Origin of the sequence: Escherichia albertii, assembly GCF_028622335.1 — a bacterium.
Taxonomy (GTDB): Bacteria; Pseudomonadota; Gammaproteobacteria; order Enterobacterales; family Enterobacteriaceae; genus Escherichia; species Escherichia albertii.
The window spans coordinates 55663-75776 of sequence record NZ_CP117568.1; the positions used below are offsets into that span (position 1 = coordinate 55663).

Annotated in this window: 13 protein-coding genes; 8 read left to right on the forward strand and 5 right to left on the reverse strand. The window is 49.7% G+C overall.

All coding sequences use genetic code 11. The annotated features are described in order from the left end of the window. Positions 1-255: 255 nt before the first annotated feature. The 3 genes from ldtD (at position 256) to gloC (ending at position 3506) form a co-directional block, all read left to right on the forward strand. Positions 256-2103: a L,D-transpeptidase gene (gene ldtD / locus PS053_RS00280; RefSeq protein WP_256879333.1), complete on the forward strand. Its 1848-nt coding sequence runs from the start codon at positions 256-258 to the stop codon at positions 2101-2103. Positions 2104-2283: 180 nt separating this feature from the next. Continuing rightward, a complete protein-coding gene (gene mepK, locus PS053_RS00285) occupies positions 2284-2832 on the forward strand; it encodes a peptidoglycan L,D-endopeptidase MepK (protein WP_002462368.1) in 549 nt (182 codons plus the stop codon). 26 nt (positions 2833-2858) lie between these two features. Further along, a complete protein-coding gene (gloC, locus tag PS053_RS00290) occupies positions 2859-3506 on the forward strand; it encodes a hydroxyacylglutathione hydrolase GloC (RefSeq protein WP_001109461.1) in 648 nt (215 codons plus the stop codon). A 221-nt stretch (positions 3507-3727) separates the two neighbouring features. Here the strand turns inward: gloC and aspC are convergent, their stop codons facing one another. From aspC to pncB, 4 genes are all read right to left on the reverse strand, one after another. Then, positions 3728-4918 carry an aspartate transaminase gene (aspC, locus tag PS053_RS00295; protein WP_000462676.1) on the reverse strand — a complete coding sequence of 397 codons (1191 nt, stop codon included), beginning with the start codon at positions 4916-4918 and terminating at the stop codon, positions 3728-3730. A gap of 184 nt (positions 4919-5102) precedes the next feature. Then, a complete protein-coding gene (gene ompF, locus PS053_RS00300; protein ID WP_000977903.1) occupies positions 5103-6173 on the reverse strand; it encodes a porin OmpF in 1071 nt (356 codons plus the stop codon). 603 nt (positions 6174-6776) lie between these two features. Next, entirely contained in the window at positions 6777-8177 is a 1401-nt protein-coding gene (asnS, locus tag PS053_RS00305; protein ID WP_000117893.1) for an asparagine--tRNA ligase, read from the reverse strand. Positions 8178-8345: 168 nt separating this feature from the next. Next, positions 8346-9548, reverse strand: a complete 1203-nt coding sequence (gene pncB / locus PS053_RS00310) for a nicotinate phosphoribosyltransferase (RefSeq protein ID WP_256879332.1) — start codon at positions 9546-9548, stop codon at positions 8346-8348. Positions 9549-9813: 265 nt separating this feature from the next. Between pncB and pepN the strand changes: the two genes are divergently transcribed. The 3 genes from pepN (at position 9814) to zapC (ending at position 14566) form a co-directional block, all read left to right on the forward strand. Further along, positions 9814-12426, forward strand: coding sequence for an aminopeptidase N (pepN, locus tag PS053_RS00315; RefSeq protein ID WP_273774550.1), 2613 nt, complete (start codon positions 9814-9816; stop codon positions 12424-12426). Positions 12427-12839: 413 nt separating this feature from the next. Next, a complete protein-coding gene (pyrD, locus tag PS053_RS00320; protein WP_002462366.1) occupies positions 12840-13850 on the forward strand; it encodes a quinone-dependent dihydroorotate dehydrogenase in 1011 nt (336 codons plus the stop codon). Positions 13851-14023: 173 nt separating this feature from the next. Beyond that, on the forward strand, positions 14024-14566 hold the full coding sequence (zapC, locus tag PS053_RS00325; RefSeq protein ID WP_001220656.1) for a cell division protein ZapC: 543 nt from the start codon (positions 14024-14026) through the stop codon (positions 14564-14566). Here zapC and PS053_RS00330 read toward each other — a convergent pair. Then, positions 14563-15672: a YcbX family protein gene (locus tag PS053_RS00330; RefSeq protein ID WP_059276948.1), complete on the reverse strand. Its 1110-nt coding sequence runs from the start codon at positions 15670-15672 to the stop codon at positions 14563-14565. The two genes, zapC and PS053_RS00330, sit on opposite strands and share 4 nt — an antisense overlap. A 243-nt stretch (positions 15673-15915) precedes the next feature. Between PS053_RS00330 and rlmKL the strand changes: the two genes are divergently transcribed. After that, positions 15916-18024: a bifunctional 23S rRNA (guanine(2069)-N(7))-methyltransferase RlmK/23S rRNA (guanine(2445)-N(2))-methyltransferase RlmL gene (gene rlmKL, locus PS053_RS00335; RefSeq protein ID WP_059225157.1), complete on the forward strand. Its 2109-nt coding sequence runs from the start codon at positions 15916-15918 to the stop codon at positions 18022-18024. Positions 18025-18035: 11 nt separating this feature from the next. Next, positions 18036-19943 carry an ABC transporter ATP-binding protein gene (locus tag PS053_RS00340; RefSeq protein WP_107192564.1) on the forward strand — a complete coding sequence of 636 codons (1908 nt, stop codon included), beginning with the start codon at positions 18036-18038 and terminating at the stop codon, positions 19941-19943. Positions 19944-20114: the final 171 nt, after the last annotated feature.

Sequence of the window (20114 nt, forward strand, 5' to 3'; positions counted from 1 at the left end):
GGGCGGCAGCAATGCCGCCTTTTCCTTTTCGGAAAACTCCGTTTCTGCACTAAAATAATGCCGCATTACAGCGCACTTTTCTTTAAACTTCTTTACATTAGGTTAGGTAAAAACGTATCGGCGTTTATATACTGAAGGTAAGTCTGATGAGTAACAGGCTTGCTCGTCATACTTTCGTGAGTATTGGCGTTTTACAGGCAAGTCGTAAAATAACAGCCTGGCTATTCAGAGTATGATAAAAACAGGGGGCAAGGGATGTTGCTTAACATGATGTGTGGTCGTCGGCTTTCGGCAATCAGTTTATGCCTGGCCGTAACATTCGCTCCACTGTTCAGTGTGCAGGCCGATGAGCCTGAAGTGATCCCTGGTGACAGTCCAGTGACTGTTAGCGAACAGGGCGATGTACTGCCGCAGGCGCAAGCCACGGCAATAATGGCGGGGATCCAGCCATTACCGGAAGGTGCGGTAGAAAAAGCCCGCGCGCAAATCGAATCTCTATTACCCGCAGGTTATAAGCCGGTTTATCTGAACCAGCTTCAGCTGCTGTATGCCGCACGCGATATGCAGCCGATGTGGGAAAACCGCGATGCTGTTAAAGCCTTTCAACAGCAACTGGCGGAAGTGGCGATTGCCGGTTTTCAGCCGCAATTTAACAAATGGGTGGAGTTGCTGACCGATCCTGGCGTTAACGGAATGGCACGTGATGTGGTGCTTTCGGATGCGATGATGGGGTATCTCCACTTTATTGCAAATATCCCGGTTAAAGGGACTCGCTGGCTATACAGCAGTAAACCTTATGCACTTTCAACACCTCCGCTTTCGGTGATCAACCAATGGCAGGTGGCGCTGGACAATGGTCAATTACCTACTTTTGTTGCAGGGCTGGCGCCGCAGCATCCGCAATATGCTGCGATGCATGAGTCTTTATTGGCCTTGTTAAGCGATAACAAACCGTGGCCACAGTTGACGGGAAAGGCAACACTTCGTCCTGGTCAGTGGAGTAACGACGTTCCGGCGCTACGCGAGATTTTACAACGTACTGGAATGCTGGAAGGGGGGCCGAAAATAGCTCTTCCAGGAGATGAAACGCAGCCACATGGGGCGGTTAGCCCGTCTGCCGCTGCCGTTGAAACAGCAGGAACGCAGTCGATAAACAGACAAACGACGAACCACAGTAAACCCGCACCAGCCGTCCGCGCGGCCTATAATAGTGAACTGGTGGATGCTGTTAAACGTTTTCAGGCGTGGCAAGGATTAGGCGCGGATGGCACTATTGGTCCGGCTACGCGTGACTGGTTAAACGTCACCCCGGCTCAGCGTGCCGGGGTTCTGGCGCTCAATATCCAACGTTTACGCTTGCTACCTGCTGAGCTTTCTACTGGCATCATGGTTAATATTCCAGCCTATTCTTTGGTCTATTACCAGAACGGCAATCAGGTGCTGGACTCGCGAGTGATTGTCGGTCGCCCCGATCGCAAAACGCCAATGATGAGTAGCGCTTTAAATAACGTGGTGGTTAACCCACCGTGGAATGTGCCGCCGACTCTGGCCCGTAAAGATATTCTGCCGAAAGTGCGTAACGATCCGGGATATCTTGAAAGCCATGGTTATACGGTGATGCGCGGCTGGAACAGCAAAGAAGCAATTGATCCGTGGCAAGTTGACTGGTCAACGATCACGGCCTCGAATTTGCCGTTCCGCTTCCAGCAGGCTCCTGGCCCACGAAACTCACTGGGACGGTATAAATTCAATATGCCGAGTTCAGAGGCAATTTATTTGCATGACACGCCGAATCACAACTTGTTCAAGCGTGATACCCGCGCGTTGAGCTCTGGCTGTGTGCGGGTGAATAAAGCATCTGAACTGGCGAATATGCTGTTGCAGGATGCTGGCTGGAATGACAAACGTATTTCCGATGCGCTGAAGCAGGGCGATACCCGGTACGTTAATATCCGGCAGTCAATTCCAGTGAATCTCTACTATCTGACAGCCTTCGTTGGCGCAGACGGTCGTACCCAGTATCGAACAGATATTTACAATTATGATCTGCCTGCGCGATCCAGCTCGCAAATCGTATCGAAAGCGGAACAATTAATCAGGTAAATGAAGTAGTTCGGGAAAATCAGTTGTCGTAATAATTAGCATGATCGGGGGGAATTCTCTGCAGCCCCCGTCACTGCTGGGGTTGAGGCATCTTGACGTCTGCTTTATGGGCGGTTAAGGTGCCTCTTGTGCGCCAGAAGTGCATATAAACGATAACATTGACCTGTAGACTTGATTATCATGGACAAATTCGACGCTAATCGCCGCAAACTGCTGGCGCTTGGTGGCGTTGCACTGAGTGCCGCCATCTTGCCGACACCTGCATTTGCGACGCTCTCTACCCCACGACCGCGTATCTTGACACTTAATAATCTCCATACCGGAGAGTCAATTAAAGCGGAGTTTTTCGATGGCAGAGGCTATATTCAGGAAGAATTGGCTAAACTAAACCATTTTTTCCGTGATTTCCGCGCGAACAAAATAAAGTCCATCGACCCTGGATTATTCGACCAGTTATATCGCCTACAAGGTCTGCTGGGCACCCGCAAACCGGTGCAACTGATTTCCGGTTATCGCTCCATTGATACCAATAATGAATTACGCGCTCATAGCCGTGGGGTAGCGAAGAAAAGCTATCACACTAAAGGCCAGGCAATGGATTTTCATATTGAAGGTATCGCATTAAGCAATATTCGCAAAGCCGCGTTATCTATGCGCGCAGGTGGTGTAGGATATTACCCACGCAGTAACTTTGTGCATATTGATACCGGGCCAGCACGGCACTGGTAACAATCGCTTAACGAAACAGGGGCAGTATGAATTATCGTATTATTCCGGTCACCGCATTCTCCCAGAACTGTTCATTGATCTGGTGTGAGCAAACTCGCCTGGCTGCGCTGGTCGATCCTGGCGGCGATGCAGAAAAAATCAAACAGGAAGTGGATGCCAGTGGTTTGACGCTAATGCAAATTCTGTTGACGCATGGTCATCTGGATCACGTTGGCGCCGCGGCGGAACTGGCGCAACATTATGGCGTGCCGGTACTTGGCCCGGAAAAAGAAGATGAGTTCTGGCTACAGGGCTTGCCGGCACAAAGCCGCATGTTTGGTCTGGATGAGTGTCAGCCACTGACGCCGGATCGTTGGCTGAGCGAAGGCGATACCATCAGTATCGGGAATGTAACTTTACAGGTGTTACATTGTCCGGGGCACACGCCGGGTCACGTGGTTTTCTTTGATAATCAGTCAAAACTTCTGATTTCTGGCGACGTACTTTTCAAAGGTGGAGTTGGGCGCAGTGATTTCCCGCGTGGCGATCACAAGCAACTAATTTCCTCTATTAAAGATAAACTGCTGCCGCTTGGCGATGACGTGACTTTTATTCCAGGACATGGACCATTATCCACTCTCGGTTACGAGCGGTTGCATAATCCCTTCCTGCAAGATGAAATGCCCGTCTGGTAAAGACGCATAGAAAAGCCCGCTTTCGAAGCGAGCATGGACTTCTGGCAACGTGCGTTTTGTTTATGCCGGATGCAGCGCGAGCGCCTTATCCGGCCTACAAAATCGTGCAAATTCAAAATATTGCAGGGAACGCGTAGGCCTGATAAGCGTAGCGCATCAGGCAATGTTGCGTTTGTCATCAGTCTCAGCCCGCTTTCGCGGGCTTCATTGTTTTTAACGCTTTACAGTACAGCCACAATCGCTTCGCACAATGGTGCCATGTTATCTGGCGTCATCCCGGCCACGTTCACGCGACCAGAAGCAACCGCATACACGCCAAACTCTTCACGCAGACGCAATACCTGCTCTTTAGTCAGACCGCTAAAGGAGAACATGCCATTCTGTTTGGTGATAAAGCTGAAGTCGCGGTTTGCGCCTTTCTCTTGCAACGTGTTGACGAATAACTGGCGCATACGCTGAATACGCTGGCGCATATCGGTCAACTCTTGTTCCCAAATAGCACGCAAAGCGTCGTTACTCAGGATGGCGGCAACGACAGAAGCGCCGTGCGCTGGTGGGTTAGAGTAGTTAGCGCGAATCGCCGCTTTCATCTGACTGAATGCGCGATCGACCGTTTCACTATCCGCAGCAACCAGGGTGCAGGCGCCAACGCGTTCATTGTACAAACCAAAGTTTTTTGAGTAGGAGCTGGCGACAATCAGCTCTTTATGTAGAGCAGCAAAAGCGCGCAAGCCTTCAGCATCTTCTTCCAGACCACGAGCAAATCCCTGGTAAGCGAAGTCAAACAGTGGCAACCAACCTTTCTCAACGGAAAGTTGTGCCAGTGTTTGCCATTGTTCTAACGTAGGGTCGATGCCGGTTGGGTTATGGCAGCAGCCGTGGAACAGGACCACGTCGCCAGCCTGAGCTTCGTTCAGGCTGTTAATTAGGGCGTCGAAGTCCAGAGTGTGGTTTTCCGCATCGTAGTAAGCGTATTCACGTACTTCCAGACCCGCAGCGTTAAAGACGCTCTTATGGTTCGGCCAGCTAGGGTTGCTTACCCATACACGCTTAACGCTGGTATTTTTCGCCAGGAAATCAGCGGCCACGCGTAGCGCGCCAGTACCCCCCGGGGTCTGGGCTGTGCGAGCACGTTTGTCGTTGATCAGGGCGCTACCTTTACCAAACAGTAGTTCCTGGGTACAGCGACCAAATTCAGGGATACCGTCAATGCCGAGGTAGTTTTTGGTGGTTTCATTTTCGAGCAGATACTGTTCAGCTTTTTTTACGCTGGTTAGCACCGGGGTTTTACCCGTTTCATCTTTATAAACACCAATCCCGAGGTTAATTTTGCCGGGACGTTCATCGGCACGAAATAGATCAGCCAGGCCCAGAATCGGGTCGGCAGGAGCGGCAGTTATGTTCTCAAACATGACGAGGTTCCATTATGGTTACAGAAGGGAAGTCCGCTATCAGGGTAACGGGAGATTTACAAAATTCCAACTATTACTGGTGAAAACGCAGGCTGTTTTTGCAAGACGTGAGATTGCTCTGGAAGGCATAAAAAAAACAGGACCAACGTCCTGTTTTTTAGGCATTTAACAAAGAGGTGTGCTATTAGAACTGGTAAACAATACCGACAGCAACAGTATCATCGGAACCGACACCCAGTTTGTTGTCAGAATCGATTTGGTTAATTGCGTAGTCAACGTAGGTGGACATATTTTTGTTGAAGTAGTAGGTTGCGCCAACTTCAACGTAGTTCACCAGATCAACATCGCCGATGCCTTCTACATCTTTCGCTTTAGATTTGGTATAAGCGATGGATGGGCGCAGACCAAAGTCGAACTGGTATTGTGCAACTAACAGAATATCTTGCGTCTTGTTAGCAAAACCGCCTTTGATAGGGGTTGCGTTACGAGTTTCGCCGTAGTTAGCCGCCAGGTAGACGTTGTTTGCATCATACTTCAGACCAGTTGCCCACTGCTCTGCCTTTTTACCCTGGCCGAGAGGCTGAGCTTCCTGCAAGTTGGTACGGTCAGCAGCACCATACGCTCCCACGATACCAAAGCCTTCGTATTCATAGCTGATGGAGCCGCCTACACCGTCACCGTTAGAACGTCTTGCGGTATCGCGCTCGTTTTTGCCCAGGTATTGAACAGCGAAGTTCAGACCATCAACCAGACCAAAGAAGTTGGAGTTACGGTAGGTTGCAACGCCGCCTACGCGACCCACGAAGAAGTCATCGCTGTATGCAGTGTCACCACCGAATTCTGGCAGCATATCGGTGTAGCCCAATGCATCATAAACCACACCGTAGTTACGACCGTAATCAATAGAACCAACGTCAGCGAATTTCAGACCAGCAAACGCCAGACGTGTTTTGTTGCCATTCTGAGCATCGCTACCTTCTGAGTTGTTACCCTGGAAATTATATTCCCACTGACCATAACCGGTCAGATCGGAATTGATTTGAGTTTCCCCTTTAAAACCAAGACGGGCATAGGTCATGTCGCCGTTGCCGCCGTAACTGTTTTCACCGTTACCCTTGGAAAAATAGTGCAGACCAACAGCCTTGCCGTACAGATCCAGTTTGTTGCCATCTTTGTTATAGATTTCTGCAGCGTTTGCAGTACCCGCTACTAACAGAGCAGGCACGATCACTGCCAGAATATTGCGCTTCATCATTATTTATTACCCTCATGGTTTTTTTTATGACACCTGCCACTGCCGCCAATAAGTTTCGTCAATAAAAATTTACGGAACTATTGATGAAAGTTTGGTGTCTTTATGTGTCTGCAGGCATCTTTCCATTCAAACTAACGTTTCGCTACCGTGAAAGTGCTACAAATATAAAGATATGGTTACAAAAAGAAAAAACATGTAACTAAAAGTAAAATTTAAGGAACTTTGTGAACACCATCATATTTCTATAGGAGAGTGATGGTATTTACAGTAATTGGTATTTATTTATATGATTTTATTGTGTTTTTTGTAGGTGAAATGAAATTTTCTTTCTGATGATATCTTTCTGTGATGCTGATGAAATACACGTTCAGACATCTGGAGTGCCAAATAAAAGTATAAAAATTGTGCTATCAGATAAGAAATTACTAATCCGCAATAAGAATGTGGGTTATTTTCTGTGCGAAAATGTTGCGGAGTAATATTCCGTAACAGGAAGGTGTTTTTGGAAAGGTTGTAAATAGATTGCTTGACTTAACACACAGATAATTTGACAGAAGAAAATAAAAAAAGAGCCAGCAGGCGCTGGCTCCAGGAAAGGCTAAATTAGAAACTGGCGTTACGCGGAGTACGCGGGAACGGAATAACGTCACGCACGTTCTGTACGCCAGTTACGTAGGCAATCAGACGTTCAAAGCCAAGGCCGAAACCGGAATGCGGAACAGTACCGTAGCGACGCAGATCGCGATACCACCAGTAATCTTCCTTCTTCAGGCCCATCTCCAGCATACGCTCGTCCAGCACGTCCAGACGTTCTTCACGCTGGGAACCGCCGATGATTTCACCGATGCCCGGCGCCAGAACGTCCATTGCCGCAACGGTTTTACCGTCTTCGTTAAGGCGCATGTAGAACGCTTTAATATCTTTCGGATAGTTTTTCACAACAACCGGTGCTTTAAAGTGCTCTTCAGCCAGATAACGTTCATGCTCGGAAGAGAGGTCAACGCCCCAGTAAACCGGGTTTTCAAATTTCTTACCGCAGTTTTCGAGGATGGTTACCGCGTCGGTGTAATCAACCTGAGCGAAGTCAGCTTCAATGAAGCGCTCCAGACGTGAAATTGCATCTTTATCTACGCGTTCAGCGAAGAATTTCATGTCGTCAGCACGTTCTTCAAGAACGGCTTTAAAGACATATTTCAGCATCGCTTCTGCCAGACCGGCGATATCGTTCAGGTTAGCAAACGCCACTTCTGGCTCCAGCATCCAGAATTCCGCCAGATGGCGGCTGGTGTTGGAGTTTTCAGCACGGAAGGTCGGGCCAAAGGTATAGATTTTGGACAGCGCACAGGCATAGGTTTCGCCGTTCAACTGGCCGGATACGGTCAGGAAGGACTCTTTGCCGAAGAAATCTTTGTCGAAATCAACTTTGCCCTGATCGTTACGCGGCAAGTTTTCCAGATCCAGCGTTGATACGCGGAACATTTCGCCAGCGCCTTCGGTATCGGACGCAGTAATCAGCGGAGTCGAAACCCAGAAAAAACCCTGTTCGTTAAAGAAGCGATGAAGCGCTTGTGCCAGCGTGTGGCGAACGCGCGCTACGGCGCCGATCAGGTTGGTACGTGGACGCAGGTGCGCCACTTCACGCAGATATTCAATGCTGTGGCGTTTTGCCGCCATCGGGTAAGTGTCTGGATCTTCAACCCAACCAGCCACTTCAACGCTGCTGGCCTGGATTTCAAATTGTTGTCCCTGGCCCGGCGACGCCACGACTTTACCCGTTACAATGACCGAGCAGCCGGTGGTCAGACGCAGCACGTCTTCATTGTAATTGGGCAGAGAATTATTGATGACAGCCTGTACAGGATCAAAGCAGGAACCGTCATAAACGGCGAGGAAGGAGATGCCAGCTTTTGAATCTCGGCGGGTACGCACCCATCCGCGCACGGTGACTTCGCTGTCAACGGCTACGCGGCCCTGGAGTACGTCGGCTACAGGCACAACGCTCATAATATTCTCTCTGTTAATAGTCGGAAAAAATAAACACTTGTCCACCCGTAAATGGGGGGATACCTATGTTACCTGGCATCTGCAATCAGACAAGCAGAATTCGCAGATGGGACAAAAGATTTCGGAATTAAAGGTAAAAAAAGGGAGCCGAATAGCTCCCTGATGATATTAACTGGCTTTTTTAATATGCGGAAGGTCAAACGCTTTGCGCAGTGCGCGGACAAACGCTTTGTCATGGCAGATAGTTTTGCCAGGGCTGTCAGAAAGTTTCGCCACCGGTTTACCATTACACTCCACCAGCTTAATCACGATGTTCAGTGGTTTTACCTGTGGAATGTCGCAGGTAAGACGTGTCCCGATGCCAAAACTCAGTTGCACCCGGGATGCGAAGTGGCGATACAGTTCGACCGCTTTGCGTAAATCGAGATTGTCAGAGAAAACCAACGTTTTGCTCTGCGGATCAATCCCCAGCTTCTCATAATGAGCGATAGCTTTTTCGCCCCATTCCAGCGGATCGCCAGAATCATGACGCAGCCCCTGGTAACGACTGGCAAATTCCACGCCGAAATCACGTAAGAATGCATCCATGGTAATGCAATCGGTTAATGCAATGCCAAGTTGATTGGGATATTCCTCCAGCCAGGCAGCGAGCGCGGCGCGCTGACTGTTGGCAAGATCCAGGCTGATTTGCTGATGTGCCTGGAACCATTCATGAGCCTGTGTTCCCATTGGCGTCAGGGAAAGGCGGCGCGCCAGATCATAGTTGCTGGTGCCAACAAACCAGGATTCCTGTTGCAGACGTTTAACGATAGCTTCCTGGACTTCGCGCGAAAAACGACGGCGAGTGCCGAAATCCATCAGATGAAAGCGTGACATATCGAGATCGGCGGTTAATGCCGAGAAATCGATTAATTTGCTTTCCAGTGTGTCGAGAGCTTGCGCGACGTCGACCTGCGGTGAGCGATAGCGGTGCACCAGTTCGCTGATTACCGCCAACAACGGAACCTCCCAGAGGATAACTTCACGCCATGGGCCGGTTAAGCGAATATTCAGTTTACCGTTATCGTTGGTGACAGTGACCTGTTCCGGGTTAAAACGGAAATCACGCAACCAGTTGAGATAATCGGTCTTAAAGAAAGGCAGTGCTGAGAGCCACTGGTATTCATCATCCTGCAGGCGCAGGTGTTGCATCGCCTGAACCTGTTCACGAATAGCATCGGCATAAATACCCAGCAAATCGTCACCACGGCAACGAAACTCCGCCGCGACATGCACATCGTAGTAGTGATGAAACACGGCTTGCTGCATATGCAACTTATAAGCATCTGTATCCAGCAACGAGTGCAGAACAGGAGAAGCGAATTGTGTCATAGGTGCGCAGTAGCGTCCTCGTACGGGAGCGTTTAGTACAATAAACATCATCAGGAACTGCTGGAGTATACCTTGTTTCGCAATTTATTGAACCCTGATCACACCATATGCCACCTTTATGGTCGAGGGCATTTTGTGCCACATGTTATAGATATGTAGCAAAAAAAGTGCTTGTGTCTGAAAAGATGATGATTCTGCATAGCGGGATTTACGCAACAGGAATAGACTGAACACCGGATTCTATAAAAGATGCGAAAGGTTCTTTATGACTCAACAGCCACAAGCCAAATACCGTCACGATTATCGTGCGCCGGATTACCAGATTACTGATATTGACTTGACCTTTGACCTGGATGCTGAAAAGACGGTGGTTACCGCTGTCAGCCAGGCTGTCCGTCATGGCGCATCTGATGCTCCGCTTCGTCTTGACGGTGAAGACCTTAAACTGGTTTCTGTTCATATTAATGATGAGCCGTGGACCGCCTGGCGAGAAGAAGAGGGCGTTCTGATCATTAATCAATTGCCGGAACGTTTTACGCTCAAAATTGTTAATGAAATTAGCCCTGCGGCAAACACTGCGCTGGAAGGGCTTTATCAATCGGGCGATGCGCTTTGTACTCAGTGTGAAGCCGAAGGATTCCGCCATATTACGTACTATCTCGATCGCCCGGACGTGCTGGCGCGCTTTACTACCAAAATTATTGCCGATAAAACCAAATACCCGTTCCTGCTTTCCAATGGTAACCGTGTTGCGCAGGGTGAGCTGGAAAACGGGCGTCACTGGGTGCAGTGGCAAGATCCATTCCCGAAACCGTGCTACCTGTTTGCGTTGGTGGCTGGCGATTTTGATGTACTGCGCGACACCTTCACCACTCGCTCTGGTCGCGAAGTCGCGTTGGAGTTGTATGTCGATCGCGGTAACCTGGACCGTGCGCCGTGGGCGATGACTTCGTTGAAAAACTCCATGAAATGGGATGAAGAGCGCTTCGGTCTGGAGTATGACCTCGACATCTATATGATTGTTGCGGTGGACTTCTTCAACATGGGCGCGATGGAGAATAAAGGTCTGAATATCTTTAACTCCAAATATGTGCTGGCGCGTACCGACACTGCCACCGATAAAGATTACCTTGATATTGAACGCGTTATCGGCCACGAATATTTCCACAACTGGACCGGTAACCGTGTGACTTGCCGTGACTGGTTCCAGCTCAGCCTGAAAGAAGGCTTAACCGTGTTCCGCGATCAGGAATTCAGCTCTGATCTCGGTTCCCGTGCGGTTAACCGCATTAATAATGTGCGCACCATGCGTGGATTACAGTTTGCAGAAGACGCCAGCCCAATGGCGCATCCGATCCGCCCGGACATGGTCATTGAAATGAACAACTTTTATACCCTGACCGTCTACGAGAAGGGCGCGGAAGTGATTCGTATGATCCATACTCTGCTGGGTGAAGAAAACTTCCAGAAAGGGATGCAGCTTTATTTCGAGCGTCATGACGGCAGCGCGGCGACTTGTGACGACTTCGTCCAGGCGATGGAAGATGCGTCGAATGTCGATCTTTCCCATTTCCGCCGTTGGTACAGCCAGTCTGGCACGCCAATTGTTAGTGTTAAAGATGACTACAATCCAGAAACCGAACAGTACACCCTGACCATCAGTCAACGTACGCCAGCTACGCCGGATCAGGCTGAAAAACAGCCATTGCATATTCCATTCGCTATCGAACTTTATGACAACGAAGGCAAGGTGATCCCGTTGCAGAAAGGGGGGCATCCGGTCAATTCGGTACTGAATGTTACCCAGGCGGAACAGACATTTGTTTTTGATAATGTCTACTTCCAGCCAGTGCCTGCGCTGTTGTGCGAATTCTCCGCACCGGTGAAACTGGAATATAAGTGGAGCGATCAGCAACTGACCTTCCTGATGCGTCATGCGCGTAATGATTTTTCTCGCTGGGATGCGGCACAAAGCCTGCTGGCAACCTATATCAAGTTAAACGTTGTTCGTCATCAGCAAGGGCAGCCGCTGTCTCTGCCAGCACATGTTGCCGATGCTTTCCGCGCAGTACTCCTTGATGAGCTGATTGATCCGGCGCTGGCGGCGGAGATCCTGACGCTGCCTTCCGTGAATGAAATGGCGGAACTGTTCGATATTATTGATTCAATAGCCATTGCCGAAGTACGCGAAGCACTTACCCGGACTCTGGCGACTGAACTGGCGGATGAACTGCTGGCTATTTATAACGCGAATTACCAGCGCGAGTACCATGTTGAACATGAAGACATTGCGAAACGCGCTCTGCGTAATGCCTGCCTGCGCTTCCTTGCTTTTGGTGAAACACACCTGGCTGATGTGCTGGTGAGTAAGCAGTTCCACGAAGCGAACAATATGACCGATGCGCTGGCGGCGCTTTCGGCGGCGGTTGCTGCACAGTTGCCATGCCGCGACGCGCTGATGCAGGAGTACGATGATAAGTGGCATCACGACGGTCTGGTGATGGATAAATGGTTTATTCTGCAAGCCACCAGCCCGGCAGCGAATGTACTGGAGACAGTGCGTGGTCTGTTGCAACATCGTTCATTTACCATGAGTAACCCAAACCGCATCCGTTCGTTGATTGGCGCATTTGCGGGCAGCAACCCAGCAGCATTCCATGCCGAAGATGGCAGTGGTTATCAGTTCCTGGTGGAAATGCTTACCGACCTGAACAGCCGGAACCCACAAGTAGCTTCGCGCCTGATTGAACCGCTGATTCGCCTGAAACGTTACGATGCCAAACGTCAGGATAAAATGCGGGCGGCGCTGGAGCAGTTGAAAGGCCTGGAAAATCTCTCTGGCGATCTGTACGAGAAGATTACCAAAGCACTGGCTTGATACGAGTGAGCCAAAATGCCGGATGTGACGCTGATACGTCTTATCAGACCTGCTAATCTGTTGAAATTGCGAGTCTTTGTGGGGCAGGTAAGATGTTCACGCCGCATCCGACATATTAATCATGACGCCGGACGGGTCGTTCAGGGCGTCCACGCTGCATCATCCGATGCAGCGTTTTCGATTCCAGTTCAGCTAGCTGAATTGATCCTAACATAGCGACGCACCATCTCCTGCTATCTGCATCAATATTACGAATGTCCGTGCCTGGCGCCACCAGAAAGAAAAGCTTAAAAAGTATAAAAAAAGCGCAATAAGAAAACGTTTGCTATTTATTGCCGCAGGTCAATTCCCTTTTGCTCTGAACTCGCACATAATACGCCCCCGGTTTGCATACCGGGAATCCAGGAGAGTTCATGTACTACCCCTTCGTTCGTAAAGCCCTTTTTCAGCTCGATCCAGAGCGCGCTCATGAGTTTACTTTTCAGCAGTTGCGTCGTATTACCGGAACGCCGCTGGAGGCATTAATCCGGCAAAACGTTCCGGCGAAACCGGTTAGCTGCATGGGCCTGACGTTTAAAAACCCGCTTGGTCTGGCTGCTGGCCTTGATAAAGATGGCGAATGTATTGATGCGCTGGGAGCAATGGGATTTGGATCGATCGAGATCGGCACTGTCACCCCGCGCCCTCAGCCAGGTAATGATAAACCGCGTCTCTTCCGTCTGGTTGATGCTGAAGGTTTGATCAACCGCATGGGCTTTAATAATCTCGGCGTTGATAACCTCGTTGAGAATGTTAAAAAAGCCCATTACGACGGTGTTTTAGGGATTAATATCGGCAAAAATAAAGATACGCCGGTAGAACAAGGCAAAGATGACTATCTGATTTGTATGGAAAAAATCTATGCCTACGCGGGATATATCGCCATCAATATTTCATCGCCAAATACCCCAGGCTTACGTACCCTGCAATATGGTGAAGCCCTGGATGATTTATTAACTGCAATTAAAAATAAGCAAAATGATCTGCAAGCGATCCATCATAAATATGTTCCGATTGCAGTGAAGATCGCGCCGGATCTTTCTGAAGAAGAATTGATCCAGGTTGCTGATAGTTTAGTTCGTCATAATATTGATGGCGTCATTGCGACTAATACTACACTCGATCGTTCTTTAGTTCAGGGGATGAAAAATTGTGATCAAACAGGTGGGTTAAGTGGTCGTCCGTTACAATTAAAAAGCACGGAAATTATTCGCCGCTTGTCGCAGGAATTAAATGGGCGCTTACCGATCATCGGTGTGGGCGGTATTGACTCGGTAATTGCAGCTCGTGAGAAGATTGCAGCGGGTGCTTCACTGGTGCAAATTTATTCTGGTTTTATTTTTAAAGGTCCGCCGCTGATTAAAGAAATCGTTACCCATATCTAATTATTCCTTTCAATTTCTCTTTATAAGATAATCAGGGCTTTATTTTCAGCCCTGGTTGTTTTATATTCATTGTTGTTGCTTATTTAGACATTTTGTACTTTTCTTGTTGAGGTTATTAATCGAAGCGACAATGGAATATGTGGCGGTGAATTTATAGAGTAGGAGAGAGGCATATGAGAATTAAACCAGATGATAACTGGCGTTGGTATTACGATGAAGAGCATGATCGTATGATGCTTGATTTAGCCAATGGTATGCTATTTCGCTCACGTTTTGCTCGTAAAATGTTGACGCCGGATGCCTTTGCTCCTGCGGGATTTTGCGTTGATGACGCCGCGCTCTATTTTTCCTTTGAGGAAAAATGCCGCGATTTAGATTTATCCAAAGAACAAAAAGCCGAACTGGTACTCAATGCGCTAGTGGCAATTCGATATCTCAAACCACAAATGCCGAAAAGTTGGCATTTTGTTTCTCATGGGGAAATGTGGGCGCCGATGCCAGGTGATGCCGCCTGTGTCTGGTTGAGCGACACCAACGAACAAGTTAATTTACTGGTCGTTGAATCTGGTGAAAATGCTGCGCTATGTCTACTGGCGCAACCTTGCATAGTTATCGCCGGGCGCGCTATGCAACTGGGTGATGCCATCAAAATTATGAATGACAGACTAAGACCGCATATGAGTTATGACAGTCTCAGCCTTGAGCAAGCCGTTTAACTTTTCAGTTTCAGCGTAGTTTTCGGTACACAACTGCAACAAAGAATAGTCCCGTCGTCGTCCATGGCTGATTTTTTCAGTGGCGTGACTTCGCCCTCTAAAAGCTGAATGCGGCAACTTCCGCAAATGCCCGCACGGCAAGAATAGGGTATGCGAATTCCCTGATTTTCTAATTGTTCCAGCAATACCTGTTGGTTATTACCGCGAAATATTTGTCCCTGCCAGTTGATATCTACGTTTGCATCTGGTTGCTGCGTAGTAACGACAGTATCGTCTGTAGCAGCCGTGCCGTAGGTTTTTGACGGGGTAGTCGCCAGGATTTCCACCTTATCGCCAACACGAATAACGCCACTATTGCGGGCAATTAAATTCTGACCAAAATCGACATCGCCGTTATCTTGTGCGGTGCGAAAAGATTGCAGCGTTTTTAACGGTTCGCCAGCCGGGTGCTTTTGTCCTTTTTCTGGACTGATAGTCGTGAAAATACAACGGCTGCAGGGTTTCACTACATCAAATACTACGTCGCCTATCCGAATGATTTTCCAGGTATCTTCTTCCCATGCTGCTACGCCGGATACCACCAGATTCGGACGGAACTGCTCCATTTTGACGCTTGCCGGACAGCGTTGTTGAACATCGCGCAATGAGGCTTCATTAGCGAGCAGATAGGGATAGCCATCGGCAAAGGAAAGGGGAACGCTATTGTGGCGTTTTACGCGCCGCGTCATTTGTGGTCCTACCCAGCGTAGTTGAACCTCGCGGGAGAAAAATCCGCTTAACCATTTGTTGATCGCATCTGGCGCAATTCGCGCGGTAAAATGATTGCCCCACACTTCGGTTGGCGAATCCTGTATGGAGAAATCAGCAAAACGAACCCATACGCTGCTGCCATCAGGCGCGGTAAGGTGCAGGCCGTCATGTACCGGGGAAGGGGTAAAACGCACCATCTGCGGAACCTGACGGGCGGTAATAAATGTACCGTCGGGTTCTGTGACCATAAAGATGCGATCGAAGGCCAGACCGCTGACATCTGCCAGGGCATGTGTAAGACCAATGCCGCGCATCGATTTAACTGGATGAATAAAAAGCCGGGTTAATGTCGCCACGGTGCGGTCCTCAAATGAAAATAAGCCCTCAACTTTATGACATGACGCGCTTATTAGCTATAATGCGCAACAATTTTCTTAGCGCCTGTCTCATTAGGCTATTTTATTTGTCAGTTTAGCCCAGGGCAGTGCTCGAAATCCTCACGTACTTGTGTACGCTCCGGTTTCTCCGCGCTGTCCATGTCCAAACTGACTGCAACAATTACGCCTACTGCGGTAGGCTCTTAGAGTAAAAGTGACGATATGAATTCTCTGTTTGCCAGTACGGCCCGTGGGCTGGAAGAGCTGTTAAAAACTGAACTGGAAAATCTGGGGGCCGTTGAATGCCAGGTAGTTCAGGGCGGGGTCCACTTCAAGGGCGACACGCGGCTTGTTTACCAGAGCCTGATGTGGAGCCGTCTGGCCTCGCGTATTATGTTGCCGCTGGGTGAGTGTAAAGTTTACAGCGATTTAGATCTCTATCTCGGCGTGCAGGCGATCAACTGGACAGAGATGTTTAATCCTGGCGCGACCTTTGCAGTCCACTTCAGTGGTCTGAACGACACCATCCGCAACAGCCAGTATGGCGCGATGAAAGTTAAAGATGCGATCGTGGATGCATTTACCCGCAAAAATCTGCCGCGCCCAAATGTTGATCGCGATGCGCCAGATATCCGCGTGAACGTCTGGCTGCATAAAGAAACCGCCAGTATTGCTCTCGATTTAAGTGGTGATGGTTTGCACCTGCGTGGTTACCGTGATCGCGCGGGAATTGCACCGATCAAGGAAACTCTGGCGGCGGCTATTGTGATGCGTTCCGGCTGGCAGCCAGGTACACCACTGCTCGATCCGATGTGTGGTTCCGGTACGTTGCTGATTGAAGCGGCGATGCTGGCGACCGATCGCGCACCAGGCTTACATCGTGGGCGCTGGGGCTTTAACGGTTGGGCGCAGCATGACGAAGCTATCTGGCAGGAAGTGAAAGCCGAAGCGCAAACTCGCGCCCGAAAAGGTCTGGCTGAGTACAATTCTCATTTTTATGGTTCCGATAGCGATGCTCGGGTGATTCAACGTGCGCGCACTAACGCCCGCCTTGCCGGGATTGGCGAACTGATCACCTTTGAGGTGAAAGATGTCGCGCAACTGACCAATCCGCTGCCGAAAGGGCCATACGGTACAGTGTTAAGCAACCCGCCATATGGGGAACGTCTGGACAGCGAACCGGCGCTGATTGCGCTGCATAGCCTGCTGGGCCGAATCATGAAAAACCAGTTCGGCGGCTGGAATCTCTCTTTGTTCAGTGCTTCGCCGGATCTGTTAAGTTGCCTGCAATTGCGCGCCGACAAACAGTACAAAGCGAAAAACGGTCCGCTGGATTGCGTGCAGAAAAATTATCACGTCGCTGAAAGCACGCCAGACAGCAAACCGGCAATGGTGGCGGAAGACTACGCCAATCGTCTGCGTAAGAACCTCAAAAAGTTCGAGAAGTGGGCGCGTCAGGAAGGGGTTGAATGTTACCGCCTGTATGACGCCGATCTACCAGAATATAACGTTGCCGTTGACCGTTATGCCGACTGGGTGGTGGTGCAAGAGTATGCGCCGCCGAAAACCATTGATGCACACAAAGCGCGTCAGCGTCTGTTCGATATTATCGCAGCAACCATTTCGGTGCTGGGGATTGCGCCAAACAAACTGGTGCTTAAAACCCGTGAACGCCAGAAGGGCAAAAATCAGTATCAAAAACTGGGCGAGAAAGGAGAGTTTCTCGAAGTTACCGAATATAACGCTCACTTGTGGGTGAACCTGACGGATTATCTTGATACCGGTCTGTTCCTCGATCACCGTATCGCCCGTCGTATGCTGGGTCAGATGAGCAAAGGCAAAGATTTCCTCAATCTGTTCTCTTATACCGGCAGCGCTACCGTGCATGCGGGATTGGGTGGCGCGCGCACCACCACCACGGTGGATATGTCGCGTACCTATCTGGAGTGGGCGGAACGCAACCTGCGTCTTAACGGCTTAACCGGACGCGCGCATCGCTTAATTCAGGCGGATTGCCTGGCGTGGTTGCGCGATGCGAAAGAGCAGTTCGATCTGATTTTTATCGATCCGCCAACTTTCTCTAACTCAAAACGAATGGAAGATGCGTTTGATGTACAGCGCGATCATCTGGCGCTGATGAAAGATTTGAAGCGTCTGCTGCGTGCAGGTGGGACTATCATGTTCTCGAACAACAAACGTGGCTTCCGCATGGATCTCGACGGTCTGGCAAAACTGGGACTGAAAGCACAAGAAATTACGCAAAAAACGCTCTCTCAGGATTTTGCCCGTAACCGCCAGATCCACAACTGCTGGCTGATTACCGCAGCCTGAAAGGAATAGTAATGTCATTAATCAGTATGCATGGCGCCTGGCTGTCGTTCAGCGACGCGCCGCTTCTCGATAACGCAGAACTGCACATCGAAGATAACGAACGTGTTTGTCTGGTGGGCCGTAATGGCGCGGGCAAATCGACGTTAATGAAGATCCTCAACCGTGAACAGGGGCTGGATGACGGGCGCATTATTTACGAGCAAGATTTAATCGTTGCTCGTCTGCAACAAGATCCGCCGCGTAACGTTGAGGGGAGCGTTTATGATTTCGTTGCCGAAGGTATTGAGGAACAAGCGGAATACCTGAAACGCTATCACGATATCTCGCAATGGGTAATGAACGACCCGAGCGAGAAGAATCTCAACGAACTGGCGAAAGTACAGGAATTGCTGGATCACCATAACCTGTGGCAACTGGAAAACCGCATCAATGAAGTGCTGGCACAGCTTGGGTTAGATCCTAACGTTGCGTTGTCGTCACTTTCTGGCGGCTGGTTGCGCAAAGCGGCATTGGGACGCGCGCTGGTGAGTAATCCGCGCGTATTGTTGCTCGATGAGCCGACTAACCATCTTGATATCGAAACCATCGACTGGCTGGAAGGGTTCCTCAAAACCTTCAATGGGACGATTATTTTCATCTCCCACGACCGTTCGTTTATCCGCAATATGGCGACGCGCATTGTCGATCTCGATCGCGGCAAACTGGTGACCTACCCGGGGAATTACGACCAGTATCTGCTGGAAAAAGAAGAAGCCCTGCGTGTGGAAGAATTACAAAATGCCGAGTTTGATCGCAAACTGGCGCAGGAAGAAGTGTGGATCCGTCAGGGGATCAAAGCACGCCGTACCCGTAATGAAGGCCGCGTGCGCGCCCTGAAAGCGATGCGCCGTGAACGTAGCCAGCGCCGTGAGGTAATGGGCACGGCGAAGATGCAGGTGGAAGAGGCCAGCCGCTCCGGTAAGATCGTTTTCGAAATGGAAGACGTTTGCTACCAGGTTGACGGCAAGCAACTGGTGAAAGATTTTTCCGCTCAGGTACAACGTGGCGACAAAATTGCGCTGATTGGCCCAAACGGCTGCGGCAAAACCACCTTGTTGAAATTGATGCTCGGACAGATTCAGGCAGACAGTGGACACATTCATGTCGGCACGAAACTGGAAGTGGCTTATTTCGATCAGCATCGTGCGGAGCTTGATCCCGATAAAACGGTGATGGATAACCTCGCTGAAGGTAAACAGGAGGTGATGGTTAACGGTAAGCCGCGTCATGTACTGGGTTATTTGCAGGACTTTCTGTTCCACCCGAAACGGGCGATGACGCCAGTACGTGCGCTTTCCGGCGGGGAGCGCAACCGTCTGCTGTTGGCACGTCTGTTCCTCAAGCCAAGCAACTTACTGATTCTCGACGAACCAACTAACGACCTTGATGTCGAAACGCTGGAGCTGCTTGAAGAGCTAATTGACAGCTATCAGGGTACGGTACTGCTGGTCAGCCACGATCGCCAGTTTGTTGATAACACCGTGACGGAGTGCTGGATCTTCGAAGGCAATGGGAAAATTGGTCGTTATGTCGGTGGTTATCACGACGCACGCGGTCAGCAAGAACAGCATGTGGCGCTGAAACAACTTGCGGTGAAGAAAACCGAAGAAGTTGTTGTGTCGAAAGCAGAAACTGCAAAACGTAGCAGTAGCAAACTAAGCTATAAATTGCAGCGCGAATTAGAACAGCTACCACAACTGCTTGAGGATTTAGAAGCCAAACTGGAAGCTTTGCAGACGCAGGTGGCAGATGCCTCCTTTTTTAGCCAACCTCATGAGCATACGCAAAAAGTACTCGCTGATATGGCTGCTGCTGAGCAGGAACTGGAGCAGGCTTTTGAACGCTGGGAGTATCTTGAAGCGTTAAAAAATGGTGGTTGATCGCTAATCAATTGATTGAACGAAAGACGGCTGACAAAGACCAAACTGCCTGATGCGCTACGCTTATCAGGTCTGGGGGAACATCGCTTTATCGCGTTTCCCCGTTCTCCCTGGGCGGATATGCAGTCGTGTCGCATTCGGCATGAGAAACGGGCATTTTGTCAGCAATCT